20 protein-coding genes and 6 tRNA genes are annotated in these 18,975 nt (G+C 65.9%); 20 read left to right on the top strand and 6 right to left on the bottom strand.

Annotation, left to right across the window (positions count from 1 at the left end; genetic code table 11):
* Positions 1-98: 98 nt before the first annotated feature.
* Genes eno through truD form a run of 6 tightly spaced genes read left to right on the top strand, consistent with a single transcriptional unit; the run spans position 99 to position 5,379 of the window.
* Complete coding sequence (gene eno / locus ACVKN3_RS16085; protein ID WP_354516483.1) at positions 99-1,397, top strand: phosphopyruvate hydratase; 1,299 nt, start codon at positions 99-101, stop codon at positions 1,395-1,397.
* Between the two features lie 22 nt (positions 1,398-1,419).
* Entirely contained in the window at positions 1,420-1,752 is a 333-nt protein-coding gene (gene ftsB / locus ACVKN3_RS16080) for a cell division protein FtsB (protein WP_036144740.1), read from the top strand.
* Entirely contained in the window at positions 1,752-2,441 is a 690-nt protein-coding gene (gene ispD / locus ACVKN3_RS16075) for a 2-C-methyl-D-erythritol 4-phosphate cytidylyltransferase (protein ID WP_285401156.1), read from the top strand. The genes ftsB and ispD overlap by 1 nt, the downstream gene beginning before the upstream one ends.
* Positions 2,441-2,914: a 2-C-methyl-D-erythritol 2,4-cyclodiphosphate synthase gene (gene ispF / locus ACVKN3_RS16070; RefSeq protein ID WP_036142695.1), complete on the top strand. Its 474-nt coding sequence runs from the start codon at positions 2,441-2,443 to the stop codon at positions 2,912-2,914. Before ispD ends, ispF begins: the two co-directional genes overlap by 1 nt.
* Positions 2,911-4,338 carry a magnesium transporter gene (gene mgtE / locus ACVKN3_RS16065; protein WP_354516481.1) on the top strand — a complete coding sequence of 476 codons (1,428 nt, stop codon included), beginning with the start codon at positions 2,911-2,913 and terminating at the stop codon, positions 4,336-4,338. Before ispF ends, mgtE begins: the two co-directional genes overlap by 4 nt.
* 9 nt (positions 4,339-4,347) lie before the next feature.
* Positions 4,348-5,379, top strand: coding sequence for a tRNA pseudouridine(13) synthase TruD (gene truD / locus ACVKN3_RS16060; RefSeq protein ID WP_354516479.1), 1,032 nt, complete (start codon positions 4,348-4,350; stop codon positions 5,377-5,379).
* A gap of 3 nt (positions 5,380-5,382) precedes the next feature.
* On the opposite strand, the gene ACVKN3_RS16055 is transcribed toward truD, so the two are convergent.
* Positions 5,383-5,925 (bottom strand): Smr/MutS family protein, encoded by a 543-nt coding sequence (locus tag ACVKN3_RS16055; RefSeq protein ID WP_354516477.1) that lies wholly within the window; start codon positions 5,923-5,925, stop codon positions 5,383-5,385.
* A gap of 117 nt (positions 5,926-6,042) precedes the next feature.
* On the opposite strand from ACVKN3_RS16055, the gene surE reads away from it, so the two are divergent.
* Genes surE through ACVKN3_RS16035 form a run of 4 tightly spaced genes read left to right on the top strand, consistent with a single transcriptional unit; the run spans position 6,043 to position 9,221 of the window.
* A complete protein-coding gene (gene surE, locus ACVKN3_RS16050; RefSeq protein ID WP_285401147.1) occupies positions 6,043-6,825 on the top strand; it encodes a 5'/3'-nucleotidase SurE in 783 nt (260 codons plus the stop codon).
* Positions 6,826-6,874: 49 nt separating this feature from the next.
* Positions 6,875-7,510: a protein-L-isoaspartate(D-aspartate) O-methyltransferase gene (locus ACVKN3_RS16045; protein ID WP_354516474.1), complete on the top strand. Its 636-nt coding sequence runs from the start codon at positions 6,875-6,877 to the stop codon at positions 7,508-7,510.
* A 29-nt stretch (positions 7,511-7,539) separates the two neighbouring features.
* Positions 7,540-8,148 (top strand): YqaA family protein, encoded by a 609-nt coding sequence (locus tag ACVKN3_RS16040; protein WP_285401143.1) that lies wholly within the window; start codon positions 7,540-7,542, stop codon positions 8,146-8,148.
* A gap of 23 nt (positions 8,149-8,171) precedes the next feature.
* Positions 8,172-9,221, top strand: coding sequence for a peptidoglycan DD-metalloendopeptidase family protein (locus ACVKN3_RS16035; protein ID WP_285401141.1), 1,050 nt, complete (start codon positions 8,172-8,174; stop codon positions 9,219-9,221).
* A 105-nt stretch (positions 9,222-9,326) separates the two neighbouring features.
* Here the strand turns inward: ACVKN3_RS16035 and panE are convergent, their stop codons facing one another.
* From panE to ACVKN3_RS16020, 3 genes are read right to left on the bottom strand one after another with little or no spacing between them, the layout of a single operon-like run.
* A complete protein-coding gene (panE, locus tag ACVKN3_RS16030) occupies positions 9,327-10,268 on the bottom strand; it encodes a 2-dehydropantoate 2-reductase (protein WP_354516472.1) in 942 nt (313 codons plus the stop codon).
* 4 nt (positions 10,269-10,272) lie between these two features.
* A complete protein-coding gene (locus ACVKN3_RS16025) occupies positions 10,273-10,650 on the bottom strand; it encodes an Mth938-like domain-containing protein (RefSeq protein WP_285401137.1) in 378 nt (125 codons plus the stop codon).
* 6 nt (positions 10,651-10,656) lie between these two features.
* The gene (locus ACVKN3_RS16020) at positions 10,657-10,953 is read right to left on the bottom strand and encodes a YhbY family RNA-binding protein (RefSeq protein ID WP_036112039.1); all 297 of its coding nucleotides are present in this window, start codon (positions 10,951-10,953) and stop codon (positions 10,657-10,659) included.
* A gap of 85 nt (positions 10,954-11,038) precedes the next feature.
* Here ACVKN3_RS16020 and rlmE point away from each other — a divergent pair, with 85 nt between their 5' ends.
* The 10 genes from rlmE to ACVKN3_RS15970 all read left to right on the top strand — a co-directional run bounded on the left by rlmE (position 11,039) and on the right by ACVKN3_RS15970 (position 17,472).
* Positions 11,039-11,689, top strand: coding sequence for a 23S rRNA (uridine(2552)-2'-O)-methyltransferase RlmE (gene rlmE / locus ACVKN3_RS16015; protein WP_285401134.1), 651 nt, complete (start codon positions 11,039-11,041; stop codon positions 11,687-11,689).
* Positions 11,686-13,620 (top strand): ATP-dependent zinc metalloprotease FtsH, encoded by a 1,935-nt coding sequence (gene ftsH, locus ACVKN3_RS16010; protein ID WP_285401132.1) that lies wholly within the window; start codon positions 11,686-11,688, stop codon positions 13,618-13,620. The genes rlmE and ftsH overlap by 4 nt, the downstream gene beginning before the upstream one ends.
* 232 nt (positions 13,621-13,852) lie before the next feature.
* A tRNA-Arg gene (locus ACVKN3_RS16005) sits at positions 13,853-13,929 on the top strand.
* A gap of 142 nt (positions 13,930-14,071) precedes the next feature.
* Positions 14,072-14,148: transfer RNA gene (locus ACVKN3_RS16000), tRNA-Pro, on the top strand.
* 23 nt (positions 14,149-14,171) lie between these two features.
* Positions 14,172-14,248 (top strand) — tRNA-Arg (locus ACVKN3_RS15995).
* A gap of 14 nt (positions 14,249-14,262) precedes the next feature.
* Positions 14,263-14,339: transfer RNA gene (locus ACVKN3_RS15990), tRNA-His, on the top strand.
* A 28-nt stretch (positions 14,340-14,367) separates the two neighbouring features.
* Positions 14,368-14,443: transfer RNA gene (locus ACVKN3_RS15985), tRNA-Lys, on the top strand.
* Between the two features lie 94 nt (positions 14,444-14,537).
* The gene (locus ACVKN3_RS15980) at positions 14,538-16,187 is read left to right on the top strand and encodes a phosphoethanolamine transferase (protein ID WP_285401130.1); all 1,650 of its coding nucleotides are present in this window, start codon (positions 14,538-14,540) and stop codon (positions 16,185-16,187) included.
* 235 nt (positions 16,188-16,422) lie between these two features.
* The gene (locus tag ACVKN3_RS15975; RefSeq protein ID WP_456992110.1) at positions 16,423-17,274 is read left to right on the top strand and encodes an alpha/beta hydrolase; all 852 of its coding nucleotides are present in this window, start codon (positions 16,423-16,425) and stop codon (positions 17,272-17,274) included.
* Positions 17,275-17,387: 113 nt separating this feature from the next.
* Positions 17,388-17,472, top strand: a tRNA-Leu gene (locus ACVKN3_RS15970).
* Between the two features lie 16 nt (positions 17,473-17,488).
* On the opposite strand, the gene ACVKN3_RS15965 is transcribed toward ACVKN3_RS15970, so the two are convergent.
* Complete coding sequence (locus ACVKN3_RS15965) at positions 17,489-18,157, bottom strand: hypothetical protein (protein WP_354516466.1); 669 nt, start codon at positions 18,155-18,157, stop codon at positions 17,489-17,491.
* Positions 18,158-18,630: 473 nt separating this feature from the next.
* The gene (locus ACVKN3_RS15960) at positions 18,631-18,849 is read right to left on the bottom strand and encodes a hypothetical protein (RefSeq protein ID WP_354516464.1); all 219 of its coding nucleotides are present in this window, start codon (positions 18,847-18,849) and stop codon (positions 18,631-18,633) included.
* Positions 18,850-18,975 lie beyond the last annotated feature (126 nt).

Here is an 18,975-nt window from a genome sequence, read left to right as displayed (position 1 = left end):
TCTCCGGCGCCGACGCAATGCATTCGTCCTGATCGATACGGCTGGCCTTATGCTGTCCGTTATCGTCCTGAAGTCATTCACCTCGTAACGGGAACAGCATGAGCACTTCGATCACCACGATCCACGCCCGCGAAATCCTCGACTCCCGCGGCAATCCGACCCTCGAAGCCGAAGTCACCCTGGCCGACGGCTCGTTCGGCCGTGCGGCGGTGCCCAGCGGCGCCTCCACCGGCACGCGTGAGGCCGTGGAGCTGCGCGACGGCGACAAGGGCCGTTACGGCGGCAAGGGCGTGCGCAAGGCCGTGTACAACGTCAACGGCGAGATCGCCAAGGCGCTGGCCGGCTACGACGCGCTCGACCAGAAGGGCCTGGACGCCAGGCTGATCGCGCTGGACGGCACCGACAACAAGGGCAAGCTCGGCGCCAACGCGCTGCTGGGCGTTTCCATGGCCGCCGCGCATGCCGCAGCCACCTCGAAGAAGCAGGCACTCTGGCAGTACCTGATGGTGGACGGCGGCGGCACGCTGCCGGTGCCTATGATGAACATCATCAACGGCGGCGCGCACGCGGACAACAACGTCGACGTGCAGGAATTCATGGTGCTGCCCGTGGGCGCGCCCAGCTTCGCCGAGGCCCTTCGCTACGGTGCCGAGATCTTCCACGCGCTGAAATCGGTGCTCAAGGGTCGCGGCCTCAACACGTCGGTGGGTGACGAGGGCGGCTTCGCGCCCAACCTCAAGTCCAACGTCGAGGCGCTGGACACCATCCTCGAGGCAGTGAACAAAACGGGCTTCAAGGTAGGCAGCGAGATCCTGCTCGGCCTGGACGTGGCCAGCTCGGAGTTCTTCAAGGACGGCAAGTACGACCTGGAAGGCGAGGGCAAGGTGTTCACGCCCGAGCAGTGGGTCGACACGCTGGCCTCGTGGTCGAAGCAGTACCCGATCGTCACCATCGAGGACGGCATGGGCGAAGGCGACTGGACCGGCTGGGCGCACCTCACCCAGGCCATTGGCGAAGGCATCCAGCTGGTCGGCGACGACCTCTTCGTGACCAACCCGAAGATCTTCCAGGAAGGCATCGACAAGAAGATCGCCAACGCCATCCTGATCAAGGTCAACCAGATCGGCACGCTGTCCGAGACGCTCGAAGCCATCGACATGGCCCATCGCGCGAAGTACGCCGCCATCGTGTCGCACCGCTCGGGCGAGACCGAAGACACCACCATCTCCGATATCGCCGTGGCCACCACCGCGACGCAGATCAAGACCGGCTCGCTCTGCCGTACCGACCGCGTGGCCAAGTACAACCAGCTGCTGCGCATCGAGGAAGCCCTGGGCGCCAAGGCCAGCTATGCCGGCCGCAACGCGTTCCCCAGCCTCTCGAAGCTGCCGGGCTGACCCGGGCTTGAGCAACGCGGCAATCCTGCGCTGGATCGGCCTGATCCTCGTCATCATCCTCATCGCGCTGCAGCTGAAGCTGTGGGTCGGCGGTGGGGGTATGGCCGAGGTCGATTCGTTGCGTGCCTCGGTCGCCCAGCAGACGGCGGACAACGCCGCCCTGCAAAAGCGCAACCAGGCCCTGGCCGCGGACGTGGAAGACCTGAAGCACGGCGAACAGGCCACCGAGGCGCGCGCGCGCCAGGAACTGGGCCTGGTCAAGCCGGGTGAAACCTTCTATCAGGTGGTGGAACCGGGGGCCGCGGTCAGCGCGCCACCCCCGCCGCCGCCCGTCGCCCCGCCCGGCGGGCAGTGATGGACGCGTTGTGGTGCGTGCTTCCCGCCGCCGGCAAGGGCGTCCGGGCCGGCGGCGATCGTCCCAAGCAATACCAGCCCATCGCGGGACGGCCGTTGCTGGATCACACACTGGCGCGGCTGGCCGCACATCCCCGCATCGCGGGGCTGGTGGTGGTCATCGCCGCGGACGATCGGCATTTCGCTTCCGTGGACGCCGTGGGCGGCAAGCCGCTGGTGGTGGCCACCGGCGGGGGCGAGCGCAGCGACTCCGTGCTGGCCGGGCTGATCGCCCTGCCGGCCTCGGTGGGTGGCGACGACTTCGTACTGGTGCACGACGCGGCCCGACCGTGCGTGCGCGCCGCCGACATCACGCGGCTGATCGATCTGGCCGGGGCGGGCGAGGGCGGCCTGCTCGGGGCGCCGCTGCGCGACACGCTGAAACGGGCGGATGACACCGGCCACAGCGCGGGCACCGAACCCCGCGAGGGCCGTTGGCGTGCCTTCACGCCGCAGATGTTCCGTCGCGGCGCGCTGGCCCATGCACTTGGCCTTGCCGCCGACGCGGGTATCGTGGTCAGTGACGAAGCGATGGCCATGGAGCGCGTGGGTGTATCGCCGCTCCTGGTCGAAGGCGCGGAAGACAATATCAAGGTGACGACGCCGGCCGACTTCGCGCTGGCGGAATTCCTGCTGCAGAGGACTCGATGATGCGGATCGGCCAGGGTTTCGACGTCCACGCGTTCGGCGACGGCGACCACGTGATGCTGGGTGGTGTGCGCGTGCCGCACGGGCAGGGCGTGCTGGCGCACTCGGACGGCGACGTGGTGCTGCACGCCCTGTGCGACGCACTGCTCGGTGCGCTTGCGCTGGGCGACATCGGCAAGCATTTTCCGCCGTCGGACGAGCGCTGGCGCGGGGCCGACAGCCGCAGCTTCGTCCGTGCGGTACGCGACATGCTGGCCGGGCGTGGCTACCGGCTCGGCAATGCCGACCTGACGGTGATCTGCGAGTCGCCCAAGGTGGGGCCCCATGCACAGGCCATGCGCGAGACGATCGCCGACGACCTGGGTGTGGATATCGACCGCATCAGCATCAAGGCCACCACCACCGAGACGCTGGGCTTCACCGGACGGCGTGAGGGCATCGCGGCACTGGCCACCGTGCTGGTGCTGCCCACGTGAGCGAGACCGAGTCGCGCACCTCGACGCCCCGCCTGCACGACAGGCTGGAGGCGATCACGGGGTTGCTGCGGCGGCGCGAAGACCTGCTCGCGCACGCGGGCGCGGCACCGGACGATGACGGTGCCGCCATCGGCACCGCCGACGCGGAACTCCAGGCGCGCCTTGACGAGCTGCATCCGGCCGACCTGGCCGACGTGCTGGAATCGCTGCCGCTGGAAGATCGCCTGGCGGTCTGGCAGCGCGTCCGTTCGGACCGCGACGGCGAGATCCTGTTGGAAGTCTCCGATTCGGTGCGCGAAACGCTGATCGCGGACATGGACGACAGCGAGATCCTCGCAGCGGTCGAGCCGCTGGACGCGGACGAACTGGCCGACCTGGTCGACGACCTGCCGACTGAAGTGCTGCCCGAGCTGATGGCCAGCCTGGACGCGCAGGAACGCGAGCGCGTGCAGGCCGCCATGTCCTACGAGGACGACCAGGTCGGTGCGCTGATGGATTTCGACATGGTCACCATTCGCGAGGACATCAGCCTCGAGGTGGTACTGCGCTACCTGCGGCGTTTCGACGAACTGCCCGCGCAGACCGACAAATTGTTCGTGGTCAACGCCGGCAACGTGCTGACCGGCGTGCTACCGCTGCACTGGCTGCTGGTGAATTCGCCGGACCGCATGGTCCACGAGATCATGGCGCCCGACGTCAATACGTTCCGCCCGGAAGACGATGCCTACGACGTCGCCCAGGCCTTCGAACGGTACGACCTGGTCACCGCGCCGGTGATCGATCACCAGCAGCGGCTGATCGGTCGCATCGCGGTGGATGCCATGCTCGACTTCCTCCGCGAGGAAAGCGAAACCGAAGCACTGTCGCGCGGCGGCCTGCGCGAGGAAGAAGACATCTTCGCCTCGGTGTGGAAATCGGTACGCAACCGCTGGGCGTGGCTGGCCGTGAACCTCGTCACCGCGTTCATCGCGTCGCGGGTCATCGGCCTGTTCGAGCACTCCATCGAGAAGCTGGTCGCGCTGGCGGCGCTGATGCCCATCGTGGCAGGCATCGGCGGCAACTCCGGCAACCAGACCATCACCATGATCGTTCGCGCCATGGCCCTGGAGCAGGTAGGGCCCTCGCAGGCCAAGCGCCTGTGGCGCAAGGAGCTGGGCGTGTCCCTGATCAACGGCCTGGTCTGGGGCGGCTGCATCGGCGTGGTGGCCTGGCTGCTCTACGGCAGCGTGTCGCTGGGGCTGGTGATGACCTCCGCGATGACGCTGAACCTCCTTCTTGCCGCTTTCATGGGTGTGGGCATCCCGATGCTCATGACCCGCATGGGTCGCGATCCCGCGCTGGGCTCCAGCGTGCTGATCACGGCCGTGACCGACAGCGGCGGTTTTTTCATTTTCCTGGGGCTGGCGACGATTTTCCTGCTCTGAAGGCCCGATATGAACGACTCCAACGAACTTCCCTTCGCGTTCGGCGAACCGCCCCTGCGTGGACGCCTGCGTTCCCGTGCCGAGGACTTCTTCGTCGAGGAAATCCTCGGTTACGAAGCCGACGGCGCGGGTGAGCACGCGTTCCTGCTGGTGGAAAAACGCGGCCAGAACACCGAATGGGTGGCGCGCGAGCTGGCCAAGTTCGCCGGCATCCAGGCGATGAACGTCGGCTACGCGGGCATGAAGGATCGCCACGCGGTGACACGCCAGGTATTCACCGCGCACCTGCCGGGCAAGGCCGATCCCGACTGGTCGGCATTCCCGGGGGAGGACGTGACCATCGTTTCCGCCGCGCGCCATTCGCGCAAGATCAAGCGGGGCGCACTGCGCGGCAACCGCTTCGTGATCGTGCTGCGTGAGGTGGAAGGTGAGCGTGATGCCGCCGAGGAACGCCTGCGCGCCATCGCGGCACGCGGCGTGCCCAACTACTTCGGCGAGCAACGTTTCGGCCTGGGTGGCAACAACGTGGACCAGGCCCGGGCGATGTTTGCCGGCCGCCGCTTGGATCGCGACAAGCGCTCCATCCTGCTTTCCGCCGCGCGCTCGCACATCTACAACGGCGTGCTGGCCGAGCGCGTGCGTAACGGGCAGTGGGACACCCCGCTGGATGGCGAGATCTGGTCGCTGGAAGGCTCGCGTTCCTGGTTCGGCCCCGAGCCTTTCAACGACACGCTGGCCGAACGCCTGGGCCGCTTCGACATCCATCCGTCCGGCCCGCTCTGGGGCGATGGCGACACGCCGGCCGCCGACGCGGCGGGCGAGCTGGAGCGATCGGTGGCGGCACGCGATGCAGACCTGGCCAAGGGCCTTTCCGGTGTGCGGATGGACCAGGAGCGGCGCGCGCTGCGCCTGTTGCCGCGCGACCTGGCCTGGCGCTGGCTGGACGACGACAGTGTCGCCGAGGGCCGTGCGCTGGAAGTCTCCTTCGGCCTGCCGGCGGGTGCTTACGCCACCACGGTGCTGCGCGAACTGGCCCGCTGAGCCTCAGCCCTTGAGCAGGACCACCACCGCGCCGGTGCCGCCCTGCATCGGCAGGGCGGAGGCGAACGCGACCACGTCGTCGCGGCGACGCAGCAGCCGGTCGGTCAGCCCTTTCAGGACGGGGCCGGCGGCTTTCGAGCGCAGGCCCTTGCCATGGATGATCCGCACGCAACGCAGGCCGTCGTGCCGGCATTCGGCGAGGAAGTCGGCAATGCTCAGTTGCGCGGCCGCGGCGTTCATCTGGTGCAGGTCCACCTCGGCCTGGATGCTGAACTGGCCGCGCTTGAGCTGCTTCAGCAGCTTGGGTGGATAGCCGTCGCGCAGGTAGAACAGCTCTTCGCCCACTTCCAGGTCGGCCGGGTCGTAGTCGAACAGCAGGGAATCCGCCGGCACGGCGGCTTCGTCCGCGTCGCGCATGTGCGGATGGGGCGCCGGTCGCGGGCGCTCCGGCCGGCTTTCCACGGGCGCCATGGGCCGAACGTCGCCGATCGCCTGGCGAAACAACAGGCTGTCGTCGTCATTGACCGTAGGCGCGCGTCGCTTCATGTCCGACATCCTAGCTGGCCTTTCGTGAATCCCGCTGCCCGGTCCGGTAGACTTGCCGGGTCGGGCGACTACCACCTGGGGTGGGGTCGCCGCACCCGTTTTTCGATCTGGATCAGCATGCAAGTTCTGGTGAGCAACGACGACGGCGTGGAGGCTCCGGGTATCCGGATTCTCGCCGGACGTCTGGGCGAGTTCGGCACGGTGACGGTGGTCGCCCCGGACCGCGACCGGTCGGGGGCGAGCAACTCGCTCACCCTCGATGCGCCCATCCGTGCGCAGCGCATGGACAACGGCTTCTATCGCGTGGCCGGTACGCCCACCGACTGCGTGCATCTCGCCTTGTCCGGCCTGCTCGAGCACACCACCGACATCGTCGTGTCGGGCATCAACAACGTCGCCAACCTGGGCGACGACGTCATCTATTCCGGTACGGTCTCGGCGGCGATGGAAGGCCGGTTCCTCGGCCTGCCGGCCATCGCGGTCTCGCTGGTCACGGGCGAGGGCACGGGCCGTCACTTCGATTCGGCCGCCAGCGCCGTGATCATGCTGATGCAGCGCCTGGTCGTCGACCCCCTGCCGGCCGACACCATCCTCAACGTCAATGTGCCCGACCTTCCGTGGGACGCGATCCGCGGTTTCGAGGTCACCCGCCTGGGGCGCCGTCATCGCGCCGCGCCGGCCATCCGCACCGAAGACCCGCGCGGTCGCCCCCTGTGGTGGATCGGCCCGCCGGGCGAGATCGACGACGCCGGCCCCGGTACGGATTTCGACGCGGTGCGCCGTGGCTATGTGTCGGTCACGCCGATCCACACCGACCTCACGCGCTTCCAGGCGCTGGAAAAAGTCAGCAGCTGGATGCTGGCGCTTTCCTCTGCGATGGACAGCGAGGAGGCCGCCTGACGTGGTGAACCTGCACGCTCTTCCAGCCTCGGCCCTGCGCGGCGAAGGCATGACTTCCCAGCGCGCACGGGATCGCCTCGTCACCAAGCTGGTCGAGGAAGGCATTCGCGACGAGCGCGTGCTGGAGGTCATCCGCCAGCTGCCACGTCATCATTTCATCGACCAGGCGCTGCATTCGCGCGCCTACGAGAACACCGCGCTGCCGATCGGCCACGGCCAGACCATCTCGCAGCCGTGGATCGTCGCCCGCATGACCGAGGCGCTGATCGAGCGCGAGGTACCCGGGCGTGTCCTCGAGATCGGCACCGGCTCCGGCTACCAGGCCGCCGTGCTCGCGGGCATCGTGCCCACGGTGTACACCGTGGAGCGCATCGAGGAACTGCTGCGCCAGGCGCGCCGCCGTTTCCGCCAGCTGGGCATCGAGAACCTCCGCTCCCGTCACGACGACGGCAAGCTGGGCTGGGAATCCGACGCACCGTTCGACGCCATCATCCTTACCGCCGCGGGCGACCGCGTGCCGACCAAATTGCTGGACCAGCTGCGGCCGGGTGGGGTGCTGGTGGCTCCCGTGGGCGGCCCGAGCCAGCAGTTGCTGGTGCGGCTGCGCAAGGGCGACGACGGCACGGTGGTCCGCGAGGAACTGGGGCCCGTGAGTTTCGTGCCGCTGCTCGGCGGCATCGGCTGATGCCGTCACACCACAAGGGAAACCGCTGAATGCGGATGTTTTCGTCGCTTTACGAACGCGCCATCGTCTGGGCGCGCCATCGTCACGCCGTTCGCTACCTGGCGGGCCTGTCCTTCGTCGAGGCCTTCATCTTCCCGGTGATGCCCGAGGTGATGCTGGCGCCGATGATGCTGGCGGAGCCGCGCAAGGCGTTTCGCTACGCGAACTGGAGCCTGCTGTTCTCGCTGCTCGGTTCGCTGGTCGGCTACATGCTGGGCCATTTCGCCTTCGAGGCGCTGAAGCCGCTGCTCGATTCGATGCACCTGCTGGCACCGATCATGCGCGGCGTGGAAAACCTGCAGAAGGACATGGCGTCGCATTCGTTCGGCCTCTACATCGTCCTGGCGATGGCCGCGCTGCAGCCCGTGGTGCCGATGAAGTTCGTCACCTGGGCGTCGGGCATCGTCGGGGTGCCGCTGCTGCCGTTCCTGGTCTGCATGCTGGTCGGGCGCGGCAAGCGTGTCTGGCTGCTGGCCCTGCTCATCCGTATCTTCGGCGAGCGTGCCGAAAAGATGCTCCGTAAACACATCGAGTGGATAGGCTGGGCTGTTATCGTGGCCGTCGTCCTCCTGGCCTTGTGGTGGTTCCTGCTGCGATGAACGACCGAGAAAGGAAATCCGCGATGTCCATGCTCCGTCCGCTGGCCCCGGCCGTCGTGCTCGGCGTGGCCGTGGTCCTTTCCGCCTGCACGCCCACCAGTTCCGTCGTGGTAACGCGTGCACCAGGCAGCTATACCTCGTCGTCGTCGAACGCTCCGTCGCCGCCGCCCCCGCCCGGCGGCAGCTACCGGGTGGTGAAGGGCGACACGCTTTACAGCATCGCTTTCCGTAACAAGGTCGATTTCCGTGACCTGGCCGGCTGGAACAACATCGCCTCGCCATTCACCATCTGGCCGGGACAGGACCTGCGCCTGTCGCCGCCGGGCCATGACGGCGGCAAGCCGGCACCGGCCCATGCCACGGCACCGGTGATCGCCGCGGTACCGACGCCTGCCGGTCATCCGGCCCATGTGGCGCCGCCCACCGGTACGCCGGTGGCCTCCGCGCCACCTGCCGCGTTGCCTCCCGGTACGGTGTCGCCCGCTACCGCGCCGCCCCTCCCACCGGTGGGCGCCGCGGCCGCCACGGCAGCGTCTTCCGTGCCGGCCCCCGCGACCACGACCAACACCCCGGTCGTCGTCGCTGGCAAGCCGGCCGAGTCGGTCGTGCCGCCCCCGACCGCCCCGGCCACCGCGCCGGCACCGGTGGAAAACCCGCCGGCCGCCACGCCCATCGTCGCCAGCGGCGCCACCCGCAGTGCCGGCGGCATCAACTGGCGCTGGCCGGCCGACGGCACGCTGATCAAGAAGTTCGCCTCCGGCGACGCCATTCCCGGCATCGAAGTCGCCGGCAAGGCCGGCGACCCCGTGCGCGCCGCCGCCGATGGCGTGGTCGTCTACAGCGGCAACGGGCTGGTCGGCTACGGCGAGCTGGTCATCATCAAGCATAGCGACAGCTTCCTTTCCGCCTACGGCCACAACCGCAAGCGACTGGTCAAGGAAGGCGAAAAGGTGAAGGCCGGCCAGTCGGTGGCCGAGATGGGTTCATCCGGCGCCACGCGCGACGAACTGCAATTCCAGATTCGCCGCGACGGTAACCCCGTCGACCCCCTACAATACCTGCCGCAGAAATAATTCCCGCGCCACGCGCACCCGGATCCAATGGCGGTTGTAGGAGCGCACGATGTGCGCGATCAGGGCGTGCCGGGGTGTTGGAGCAACGCGGGCGGCCGCGCGGCGTCAGGAGGCGTGGTGTTTTAGGGTGCGGGTTTCGAAGGCCTGGAGATGGGCGTAGGCCACCTCAAGCATGGGCGCGGCCAGACCCGCCTCGCGTGCCCGCCGCAGCATGTCGCCGACCAGATGATCCGCTTCGACGCGTTGGCCCGACTCGAGGTCGCGCAGCATCGAGGCGGTGACGGGCGAGCCTTCTTGCGTGAAGGTTTTCCACGCTACCGAGCGCGCGGCATCGGGTACCGGATGGCCGGCGTCGCGCGCTACCGCCAGGCATTCCTCGTACAGGCGACCCATCAGCTCGCCGCCGTCGTTCGTGGCGAGGATGTCGCCGACGGCGGCGCGAAACAGGCATGTGGCGCCGGCGAGGGTGGTGATGAAGGTGAACTTGGCCCAGAGGGCGCGCTGGATATCGCTTGCGTGGACATGATCCACACCCGCCGCGGCAAAGGCCTGCGCGATGGCCGCGCAACGGCCGTCGTGCGGCTGGCCGTCGCGTTCGCCAAAGGTCACCGAAGCGCCGCTGCCCAGGTGGAGGATATCGCCCTCGGGGCCCTTGGTCGCGCTGATGAAGCACAGGCCGCCCAGGACCTGGTCCGGCCCAAAGCGGCTGTCCAGCGCCGGGTAGTGCGCGAGCCCGTTGAGGATCGGCAGGATGACCGTCCGTTCGCCGACCGCGGGATCGATGGCTTCGATCGCCGAGTGCAGGTCGTAGGCCTTGCAGGAAACCAGCACCACGTCGAAGGCGCCGGCGTCGCCGACGGTCGCGGCCGTGGTGGTTCGCACGGCCAGCGTGGCGTCGCCGAAAGGACTCCGAATGGTCAGCCCCCGAGCGGCCAGCGCAGCTTCCCGCTCGGGGCGGACCAGGAAGGTGACATCCGCACCGGACTGGGCCAGGCGGCCCCCGAAGTAGCCGCCGGTCCCGCCAGCGCCGAGGACCAGCCAGCGCATGGGATCAGCCCGCCGGAAGGATGAAGGCGGCCAGGACCTTGCGACCCTCGCCGGCCAGCAGGCTGTAGGTGCGCGCGGCGGAGCCGTTGGTCATCGCCTCCACGCCGATGCCCTTCTTCAGCAGGCCGGCCATGAAGGCGGCCGGCGGGAACACCTGGCGCTCGCCGGTGCCCAGCAGCACCAGTTCCGGGGACAGGGCCACGAACGTCGCCACATCGTCGGCGGAAAGCTGGCTGGCATCGGTGATAGCCCAGTTCTCCACCACCTGCTCGGGAGTCAGCAGCAGGCTGCGGTGGAAATCCCGATCGACGATGGTGACCGTATCGGCGCCCACGCGGCGGACGAAGAGATACTCACCCGGGTGTTCGAACGACAGGTCCATGCTGGTTTACCGGGGCAGGGCGAGCTTCGGGTCCTGCTCGTTTCGACGGAACAGGACGACGATGTGGCCGATTTCCTGGACGTTCTCGGCACCGGTCTGGCCGGACAGGAAGGCGATCTGGGCCTGGCGCTCGTCCTTGTCGCCGCCGGAAAGCTTGACCTTGACCAGCTCGTGGATATCCAGGGCCTGGGCCAGTTCCTTCGCCACGGCCTCGGTCGCGCCCTTGTTACCGAGCAGGATGACCGGTCGGAGATCGTGGGCGAGACTGCGGAGGTAGCGGCGCTGTGTAGGGGAAAGCGACATTGCGTTCAGGTTCGATGTGCGGCGGACAGGTGGCAAAGGGTATCATGCAAGGCCTGCTCCTTATTAAGTATCCGGTCGAAAGCCCATGGCACGCAGCAAGACCAGCTCCCGTTGGCTGAAAGAGCACTTCGACGATCCCTACGTCAAGAAGGCTCAGGCCGAGGGTGCCCGCTCGCGCGCCATCTACAAGCTCGAGGAACTGATCGAGCGCGACCGCCTGATCAAGCCGGGCATGACCGTGGTCGACCTCGGGGCCGCCCCCGGCGGCTGGTCGCAGCTGGCCCGCCAGCGCATGGGCGACACCGGCAAGGTGATCGCCCTGGACATCCTGCCCATGGCCAGCCTGGCCGGCGTGGATTTCATGCAGGGCGATTTCCGTGAGGAAACGGTACTTCGCGAACTGGAAACCATGCTCGAAGGTCATAAGGTCGATCTTGTCCTCTCGGACATGGCCCCCAATATGTCCGGTGTGGCACTGGCCGACCAGATCCGCGCGATGGACCTGTGCGACCTGGCCCGGCAGTTCAGTCTCGACTGGCTCAAGCCGGGAGGGTCGTTCCTGGTGAAGCTGTTCCAGGGCGTGGGATTCGACGAGTACCTCAAGACCTTGCGCGCTGACTTCAGTCGCGTGACGATGCGTAAACCGAAAGCCTCCCGCGCTCGTTCGCCGGAGGTGTATGCACTGGCGACCGGGCTCAAATCCGCGTCCCGGCAACCAGGCGAGAACCGCGCATGAATGAGATGGCAAAAAATCTGTTGCTCTGGCTGATCATCGCGGTGGTCCTCCTGACCGTGTTCCAGACTTTCAACCCGCACAGTGGCTCGTCGCAGGACATGTCCTACACGACCTTCGCCCAGCAGGTGGATAACGGGAACGTCGCCAGCGGCACGATCACCTCCACGGCGCCGCCCACCATCACGGGCAAGCTGAAGGACGGCGGGGCGTACCGCACGGTGGTCCCCGTGGTCGGCCTTTCCTCCAGCGATCTGGTCAAGCAGATGCGCGACAAGGGCGTCGAGCTTCGCCAGGAGCCCGCCGACAACGGCTTCTCGCTGCTCGGCCTGGTCTTCAACTGGCTGCCCATCATTATCTTCGTGGCCGTGCTTATCTGGTTCATGCGCCAGATGCAGGCCGGCTCCGGCGGTCGCGGTGCCATGAGCTTCGGGCGTTCGCGCGCCAAGCTGCAGGGCGAAGACCAGGTCAAGGTCAACTTCAACGACGTCGCGGGCTGCGACGAGGCGAAGGAGGAAGTCGGTGAACTGGTCGAGTTCCTGCGCGACCCCGGCAAGTTCCAGAAACTCGGCGGCAAGATCCCCCGCGGCGTGCTGATGGTCGGTCCTCCGGGTACCGGCAAGACGCTGCTGGCCAAGGCGATCGCCGGCGAAGCCAAGGTGCCGTTCTTCTCGATCTCCGGTTCGGATTTCGTCGAGATGTTCGTGGGCGTCGGCGCCAGCCGCGTCCGTGACATGTTCGAGCAGGCCAAGAAGCACGCCCCCTGCATCATCTTCATCGACGAGATCGACGCCGTCGGCCGCCATCGTGGCGCCGGCATGGGTGGCGGTCACGACGAGCGCGAGCAGACCCTCAACCAGCTGCTGGTCGAGATGGACGGCTTCGAGGGTACCGAAGGCATCATCGTCATCGCCGCCACCAACCGTCCGGACGTGCTCGATCCCGCGCTGCTGCGTCCGGGTCGCTTCGACCGCCAGGTGGTCGTCGGCCTGCCGGACGTCAAGGGTCGCGAGCAGATCCTCAAGGTGCACATGCGCAAGGTGCCCACGGCCACCGACGTGGAGGCCATGGTCATCGCGCGCGGCACGCCCGGTTTCTCCGGTGCGGACCTTGCCAACCTCGTCAACGAGGCCGCGTTGTTCGCTGCCCGCGAGAACGCCCGCGAAGTGCGCATGAGCCACCTGGATCGTGCCCGCGACAAGATCCTCATGGGTGCCGAGCGCCGCTCGATGGCCATGAACGACGAGGAAAAGAAGCTCACCGCCTATCACGAGGCCGGCCACGCCATCATTGGTCGTCTGGTGCCCGAGCACGATCCCGTCTACAAGGTCACCATCATCCCGCGCGGCCGTGCGCTCGGCGTCACCATGTACCTGCCCGAGGGCGACCGGTACAGCCTGAACAAGGTGGCGATCGAATCGCAGCTGTGCTCGCTGTACGGCGGTCGTGTGGCGGAGGAGGTGATCTTCGGCCATGACAAGATCACCACCGGCGCGTCCAACGACATCGAGCGCGCCACGAAGATGGCACGCAACATGGCGACCAAGTGGGGCCTGTCCGACGAGCTGGGTCCGGTCATGTACGGCGAGGAAGAAGACGAGGTCTTCATTGGTCGCTCGGTGACGCAGCACAAGAGCGTCTCCAACGAGACCGCGCGCAAGATCGACGAAGTGGTGCGCACCATCCTCGATCGCGCCTACGCGCGCAGCAAGGAGCTGCTCACGACCAACATCGACAAGCTGCACATCATGGCCGAGGCCCTGTTGCTGTACGAAACCATCGATGCGCGACAGATCGACGACATCATGAACGGTCGCGAGCCGGGTCCTCCGGCCGACTGGCAGAAGCCGGGCTCCACGCCCCCGCCGCCTCCGCCGCGCGGTGACGCCGGTGCGGCGCCGGACAAGGTCGGCAATCCCGCTACACAGATCTGATCGAAGAAGGCGGCCTCCGGGCCGCCTTCGCGTATCGGAGGTCGGGCCGGCGGCTTGAGTTGGCATGCGTGCGAAGGCGCATTCGGACGGCTAATTGAACGTTGCGTTATCCGGTTACGAAAAAAGTTTCAGAAAAGTGTTGACGCACAGCCTCGATATCTGAATAATTCCGCTTCTCGGCACGGCGCTAACGACTCCCAACGTTATCGCCGGGGTCAACGTTTCAAAGTGTGCGCCCGTAGCTCAGTTGGATAGAGTACCAGGCTACGAACTTGGTGGTCGGGAGTTCGAATCTCTCCGGGCGCACCATCTTTAAGCAGAAAGCCGACGCGTCAGCGCGACGGTAGCGATAGTTGAAAGTGTGGTGTGTTCATACGGATTGACGGGCTTGAGTTAGACCCGTAACATTTGAAGGCTTCAACCCGGTATATGGGGCTGTCGCTTAGAAGTTCGGGGTATAGCTCAGTCTGGTAGAGCGCCAGCTTTGGGAGCTGGATGTCGGGGGTTCGAATCCCTCTGCCCCGACCAATGGCGTTCTACGTACAGTGCCTGCGCCTGTAGCTCAACCGGATAGAGCATCGGCCTTCTAAGCCGACGGTTGCAGGTTCGATTCCTGTCGGGCGCGCCAGAACGTGTTTTATGGTGGGCGTAGCTCAGCTGGTTAGAGTACCGGATTGTGATTCCGGATGTCGTGGGTTCGAGTCCCATCGTCCACCCCACTTACAACGTGGTTTGCGAGTTTAAAACGGGCCGTTAGCTCAGTTGGTAGAGCAGTTGACTCTTAATCAATTGGTCGTAAGTTCGAATCTTACACGGCCCACCAATTTGAATCAGGCACTTAGAGCAATCTAGGTGCCTTTTTTTATGGTCTTGCTTCATCAGTCGCTCGCGAACTTCCGGGCCAGACAGGATGCCCGATGCCCGTGTTCCAACGATCCTCGTCACACCGTTCCCGCTTTGCGTTGCCCGCCTGGCTGCTGGCCGTCGCCGTCGCCCTCTACATCCTGCTGGTGCTCAACCGCAGTCTCTGGGCGGAAGTGCATGAAGCGCTGTCCGCATCGCGAGGCGCGGTCGGGTTCGGCGCGCTTGGGGTGGCCGTCTATTGCCGCCTGATCGGCAATCTTGCCCTGACCATCGCGCTGGTGACCTGGCCGCGCATCGGTAAGCCGCTGCTGGCACTGCTGATCGTCGTCTCCGCGGCCAGCGCCTACTACGCGCAGACCTTCGGCGTGCGCCTCAACGAAGAAATCATCCAGAGCATCTTCGAGACGCAGCGCGCCGAAGCCATGGCGATGATCACCCCCGGCTCGGTGGGCTGGATCGCCCTGTTCGGCGTGCTGCCTGCAGTGCTCGTCCTCGTCGTGCCGCTGCGCTTTGCCCGCTGGCAGCGAGATCTCGGCTGGCGAGCCATCGTCATGTGCGTCGCTGCCGCGCTACTGCTCGTGCCGCCCCTGCTGGTCGGTCGCACGTACGTCTACTTCGAGCGCAACCACCGCACGCTGTACGAGGTATTCAACCCGTACGCGGCGCTCAGCGGCACGTTCCACTACCTGCAGCGTGACGTGTTCCGCCGCAAGACCACCATGACGCCGATCGGCACCGACGCCACGTTGGCACCGAACGCCGCGATGGCAGCGCGCAAGCGGATCGTCGTGCTGGTGGTGGGGGAGACCGCGCGCGCCGAGAACCAGTCGTTGCAGGGTTACGCACGCGACACCAATCCCGAGATGAGGCGCGCGGGCGTGACGTACTTCACCGATGCATGGTCGTGTGGCACGGCCACCACCGTGTCGGTGCCCTGCATGTTCTCGAACATGACGCGGGAGAAGTTCGACAAGCCCGTGGCCAAGGCGCACTGGAACGTGTTGGACGTGCTGCAGCATGCCGGTGTGGATGTGTTCTGGCGCGACAACGACGAGGGCTGCAAGGACGTGTGCCTGCGGGTGCCCAACGACGACGTCACCAACGACAAGGTAGCCGGGCTGTGCAACGCCGATGGCTGCCTCGACGAGGTGCTGTTGGCCGACCTGCCGGCGCGCCTGGCACATACGCGTTCGCCGGCGCTGCTGGTGCTGCACATCAAGGGCAGCCACGGGCCGGCGTACTTCCAGCGCTATCCCGCCGCGTTCAACGTGTTCAAGCCTGGATGCGATACCGCGGAGGTGCAGACATGCACCTATGCGCAGACGGTGGCCAGCTACGACAACACCATCCTCTACACCGACCACATCCTGGGTCGCGTGGTGGATGCACTGAAGGCGGCGCCCGAGGTCGATAGCGTCATGATGTACCTGTCCGATCACGGCGAGTCGCTGGGCGAGAACGACGTCTACCTGCACGGCGCCGATTGGGACACCGCACCCAGTCAGCAGAAGCATATCCCGATGCTGATGTGGTTCTCGCCGGGGTGGGTGCGCGATGCCGGCGTCCGCATGGCATGCCTGGACCAGCGACGCGTACAGCCGTCGAGCCAGGACAACCTGTTCCATACCCTGCTGGGTTTCTTCGACACCCGCACGAGCGTGTATGTGCCTGCGCTCGATCTGCTGGCCGGCTGTCGCGGCTGACCCGTGCCGATGGGCCCGATTCACGCCATCTTCGTGACACCGCCAGGCCCTGTCGCCCGTCCATGATTCGACCACGTTGACCGCCAGGTCGCACGGCGTGCGGGCGGATGCGGTCGGGCTTCATCATCAGGGGGTTCGCATGAAACGTTGGATCGTGGTTTTTCTTCTGTCGCTCCTGCCGGCGGTGACGCCTGCGGCCGAGCCGGTCTGGCAACCCGCGCGTGGTCTCACGCAGATGCCGCTGTGGCCGGACGCACCACCGTCATCGCCTGCGCCCCCGGGTCCGGAATACGTGTCTACGGGCAGCGATCTCATCGGTGGCAAGACGGTCACGGCGATCCATAACGTCTCGATACCGACGATCACGGTCTATCCGCCCTCGGCACCAGGCAACGGCACGGCCGTACTGGTGATTCCCGGCGGCGGGTTCTCGATCCTGGCCATGGACCTGGAAGGTACCGAAGTATGCGACTGGCTCGTGAAGCGGGGCGTCACCTGCGTGCTGCTGAAATACCGCATCCCTAGTGCGCCCTACGACTGGACCTGCGACTGCCGCCCGCATAACTTCGCGCTGTCGGTGCCGTCCTACCAGGACACGCAGCGGGCGATGCGGCTGATCCGTTCGCACGCCACGGCCTGGCATGTCGATGCAGGCAAGGTCGGCGTACTGGGGTTTTCGGCGGGTGGTTTTCTGGTCGCCGAGGCAAGTACGAATTTCCGGCGCCGGGTCTATCGTGCTGTCGATGAGGCCGACACGCTCAGCGCGCGACCGGACTTCGCTGTGGGCATCTATCCGGGGCACCTGACCGCCGACCGGGCGACGCTTAATCCCACGGTACGTGTGCCGAAGGATGCGCCGCCCACGTTCCTTCTCCAGGCGGAGGACGATCATGTGGACGGGGTGGATCAGGTGTTGGTGTACTACCGGGCGCTCAAGGAAGCAGGCGTGTCGGCGGAGCTGCATGTCTACCCGCACGGTGGCCATGCGTTCGGGCTGCGACCGACGGCCGAGCCGATTACACGGTGGCCCGCCCTGGTCGACACGTGGATGGAAAGCATCGGGATGCTTCCGTCTTCAGGAAAATGACCCTTTGGGGGAGTGACCTTGCGTAGGTCATGGGGTCCAGGCGTCCGGACGATGTCGCGTTGCCAATCGTCTGGTGGACCTCGGCCCGGCGGCACCCTAGAATGGCGCCGCGGGCGAGAGTGGCGGAATTGGTAGACGCACCAGATTTAGGTTCTGACGGGGTAACCCGTGCGGGTTCGAGTCCCGCCTCTCGCACCATCCTTCTTCAGATGGATCAGAACGCAGTAATGCTGTTTCTGTCTGACGAGCACCGGGCGCCTGCGCATGCATTCATTTGCGTGGGGAAATTGCCAGCCGCCGGCATGAAGCAGTTCACGTAGGCCCATGTGCTGCCTTGACCAGGACCGGGCACGTAGTCCGATAACGAGCTTCGGCAACGGCTATCCACCACGAGTTCGCCGGTGATGGTGCCGGCTGAGTCCAGGCTGTAGTTCGCACTTCCCCGGTGCGCTGAATTCTGCCCGGCCGGTACGACGTAAGAACCAGGCGCGATCGCCTGAATGAATATAGCCTCTGCGTTACGCTTTGCCCTAACTGCGGGCTCCACCGGATGCTCGTCACGACATACGCCGCCGCCGAGTGTCTCAGGACTCCAGCGCGAAACCGCGCTATACGATGCGCTGGAGCCCATGCTTGCACAGATGCGCTCATCCAGATCTTTCGTAGCCTGGGGCTGCGAATCGTGCAGGTACACATAGTCGCCGTTTTGCAATTCGATAAGCTTCTGCTCGACGAGTACGTCGACACCATGCTCGTCTTTAAGCATGACGTGGCGAACCACGGTTCTCTCGCTGTTGGCAGAAACCGATGCGTGCTGCGATACGACCTGGGCTGTGGCAACGATCGGAAAGGTAAGGATGCCTGTGATCAACATGAGACGCATGGTTTGTCCTCGTTCGGTTCGAGGTTCCAGCGTCGCGTTGTTCGCCCGTCAGCTCCATACGAGGATTCTGAAAAGTTGACGTCAGCGGTCTTGTGCTTGCCAGTCTGGCGATATGCGCGATGGTGACCCAGACCTCAGCCAAAGCGCCGGCCGCGATCCCCCAAGTACGATGCCAGGACGTGGGCTGTGGCGGACTTTAACTAAGCCTGTCCATGAGCTTGAGAAATCCCAGCGCCGCCGCAAAAAGCCCTGCTGTAGCAACGAAGGGATGTCAGCGTGCCTCGGCGTTGATCTTCGACGTCTCCGCCATGAGTTTGCCGATTTCCGCGCGGATTTTTTCCAGGTCGTCAGGTGTCATGCACAGCAGCCCGGGTCTCTGGTGTTCGAGTGAACGTGAACCCTCATGCTTACTTGAACGTCACGCATGATCCATACGACCCATCTGAAAAACTGGTTGGAACGTTCAGCAAGCTTTAGAGCGTCAGCTTGACGACGGCGGCGATGATGGCCGCACCGGCGCCCAGCGCGCCGACGATGATCGACCCGAGGGCAACAATGGGGTAGTAACGTTGCTCGGCCTGAATCTTCGAAGTTTCGGCGCTGACCTTCGAGTTTTCGGCACTGAGCTTCATGGTCTCGGCCATCATCTTGGAGATGTTCGCGTGGATCAACTCGATGTCGGCGGCGTTCACGGTTCTCGTCTCTTCCATGGATTCTCTCCTAACTTATCACTGCGATTTGGAACCGCCGCAGCGCCCCACGAGCCGGAGAACCAGCCCATCGTGCCTACGCTGATCGCCAGGCCCGACCCCGCCACG

It is taken from the genome of Luteibacter sp. PvP120 (assembly GCF_054055715.1).
Note: the sequence above shows the minus strand (reverse complement) of the source record. Positions and strands in the feature narration are given on the sequence as shown.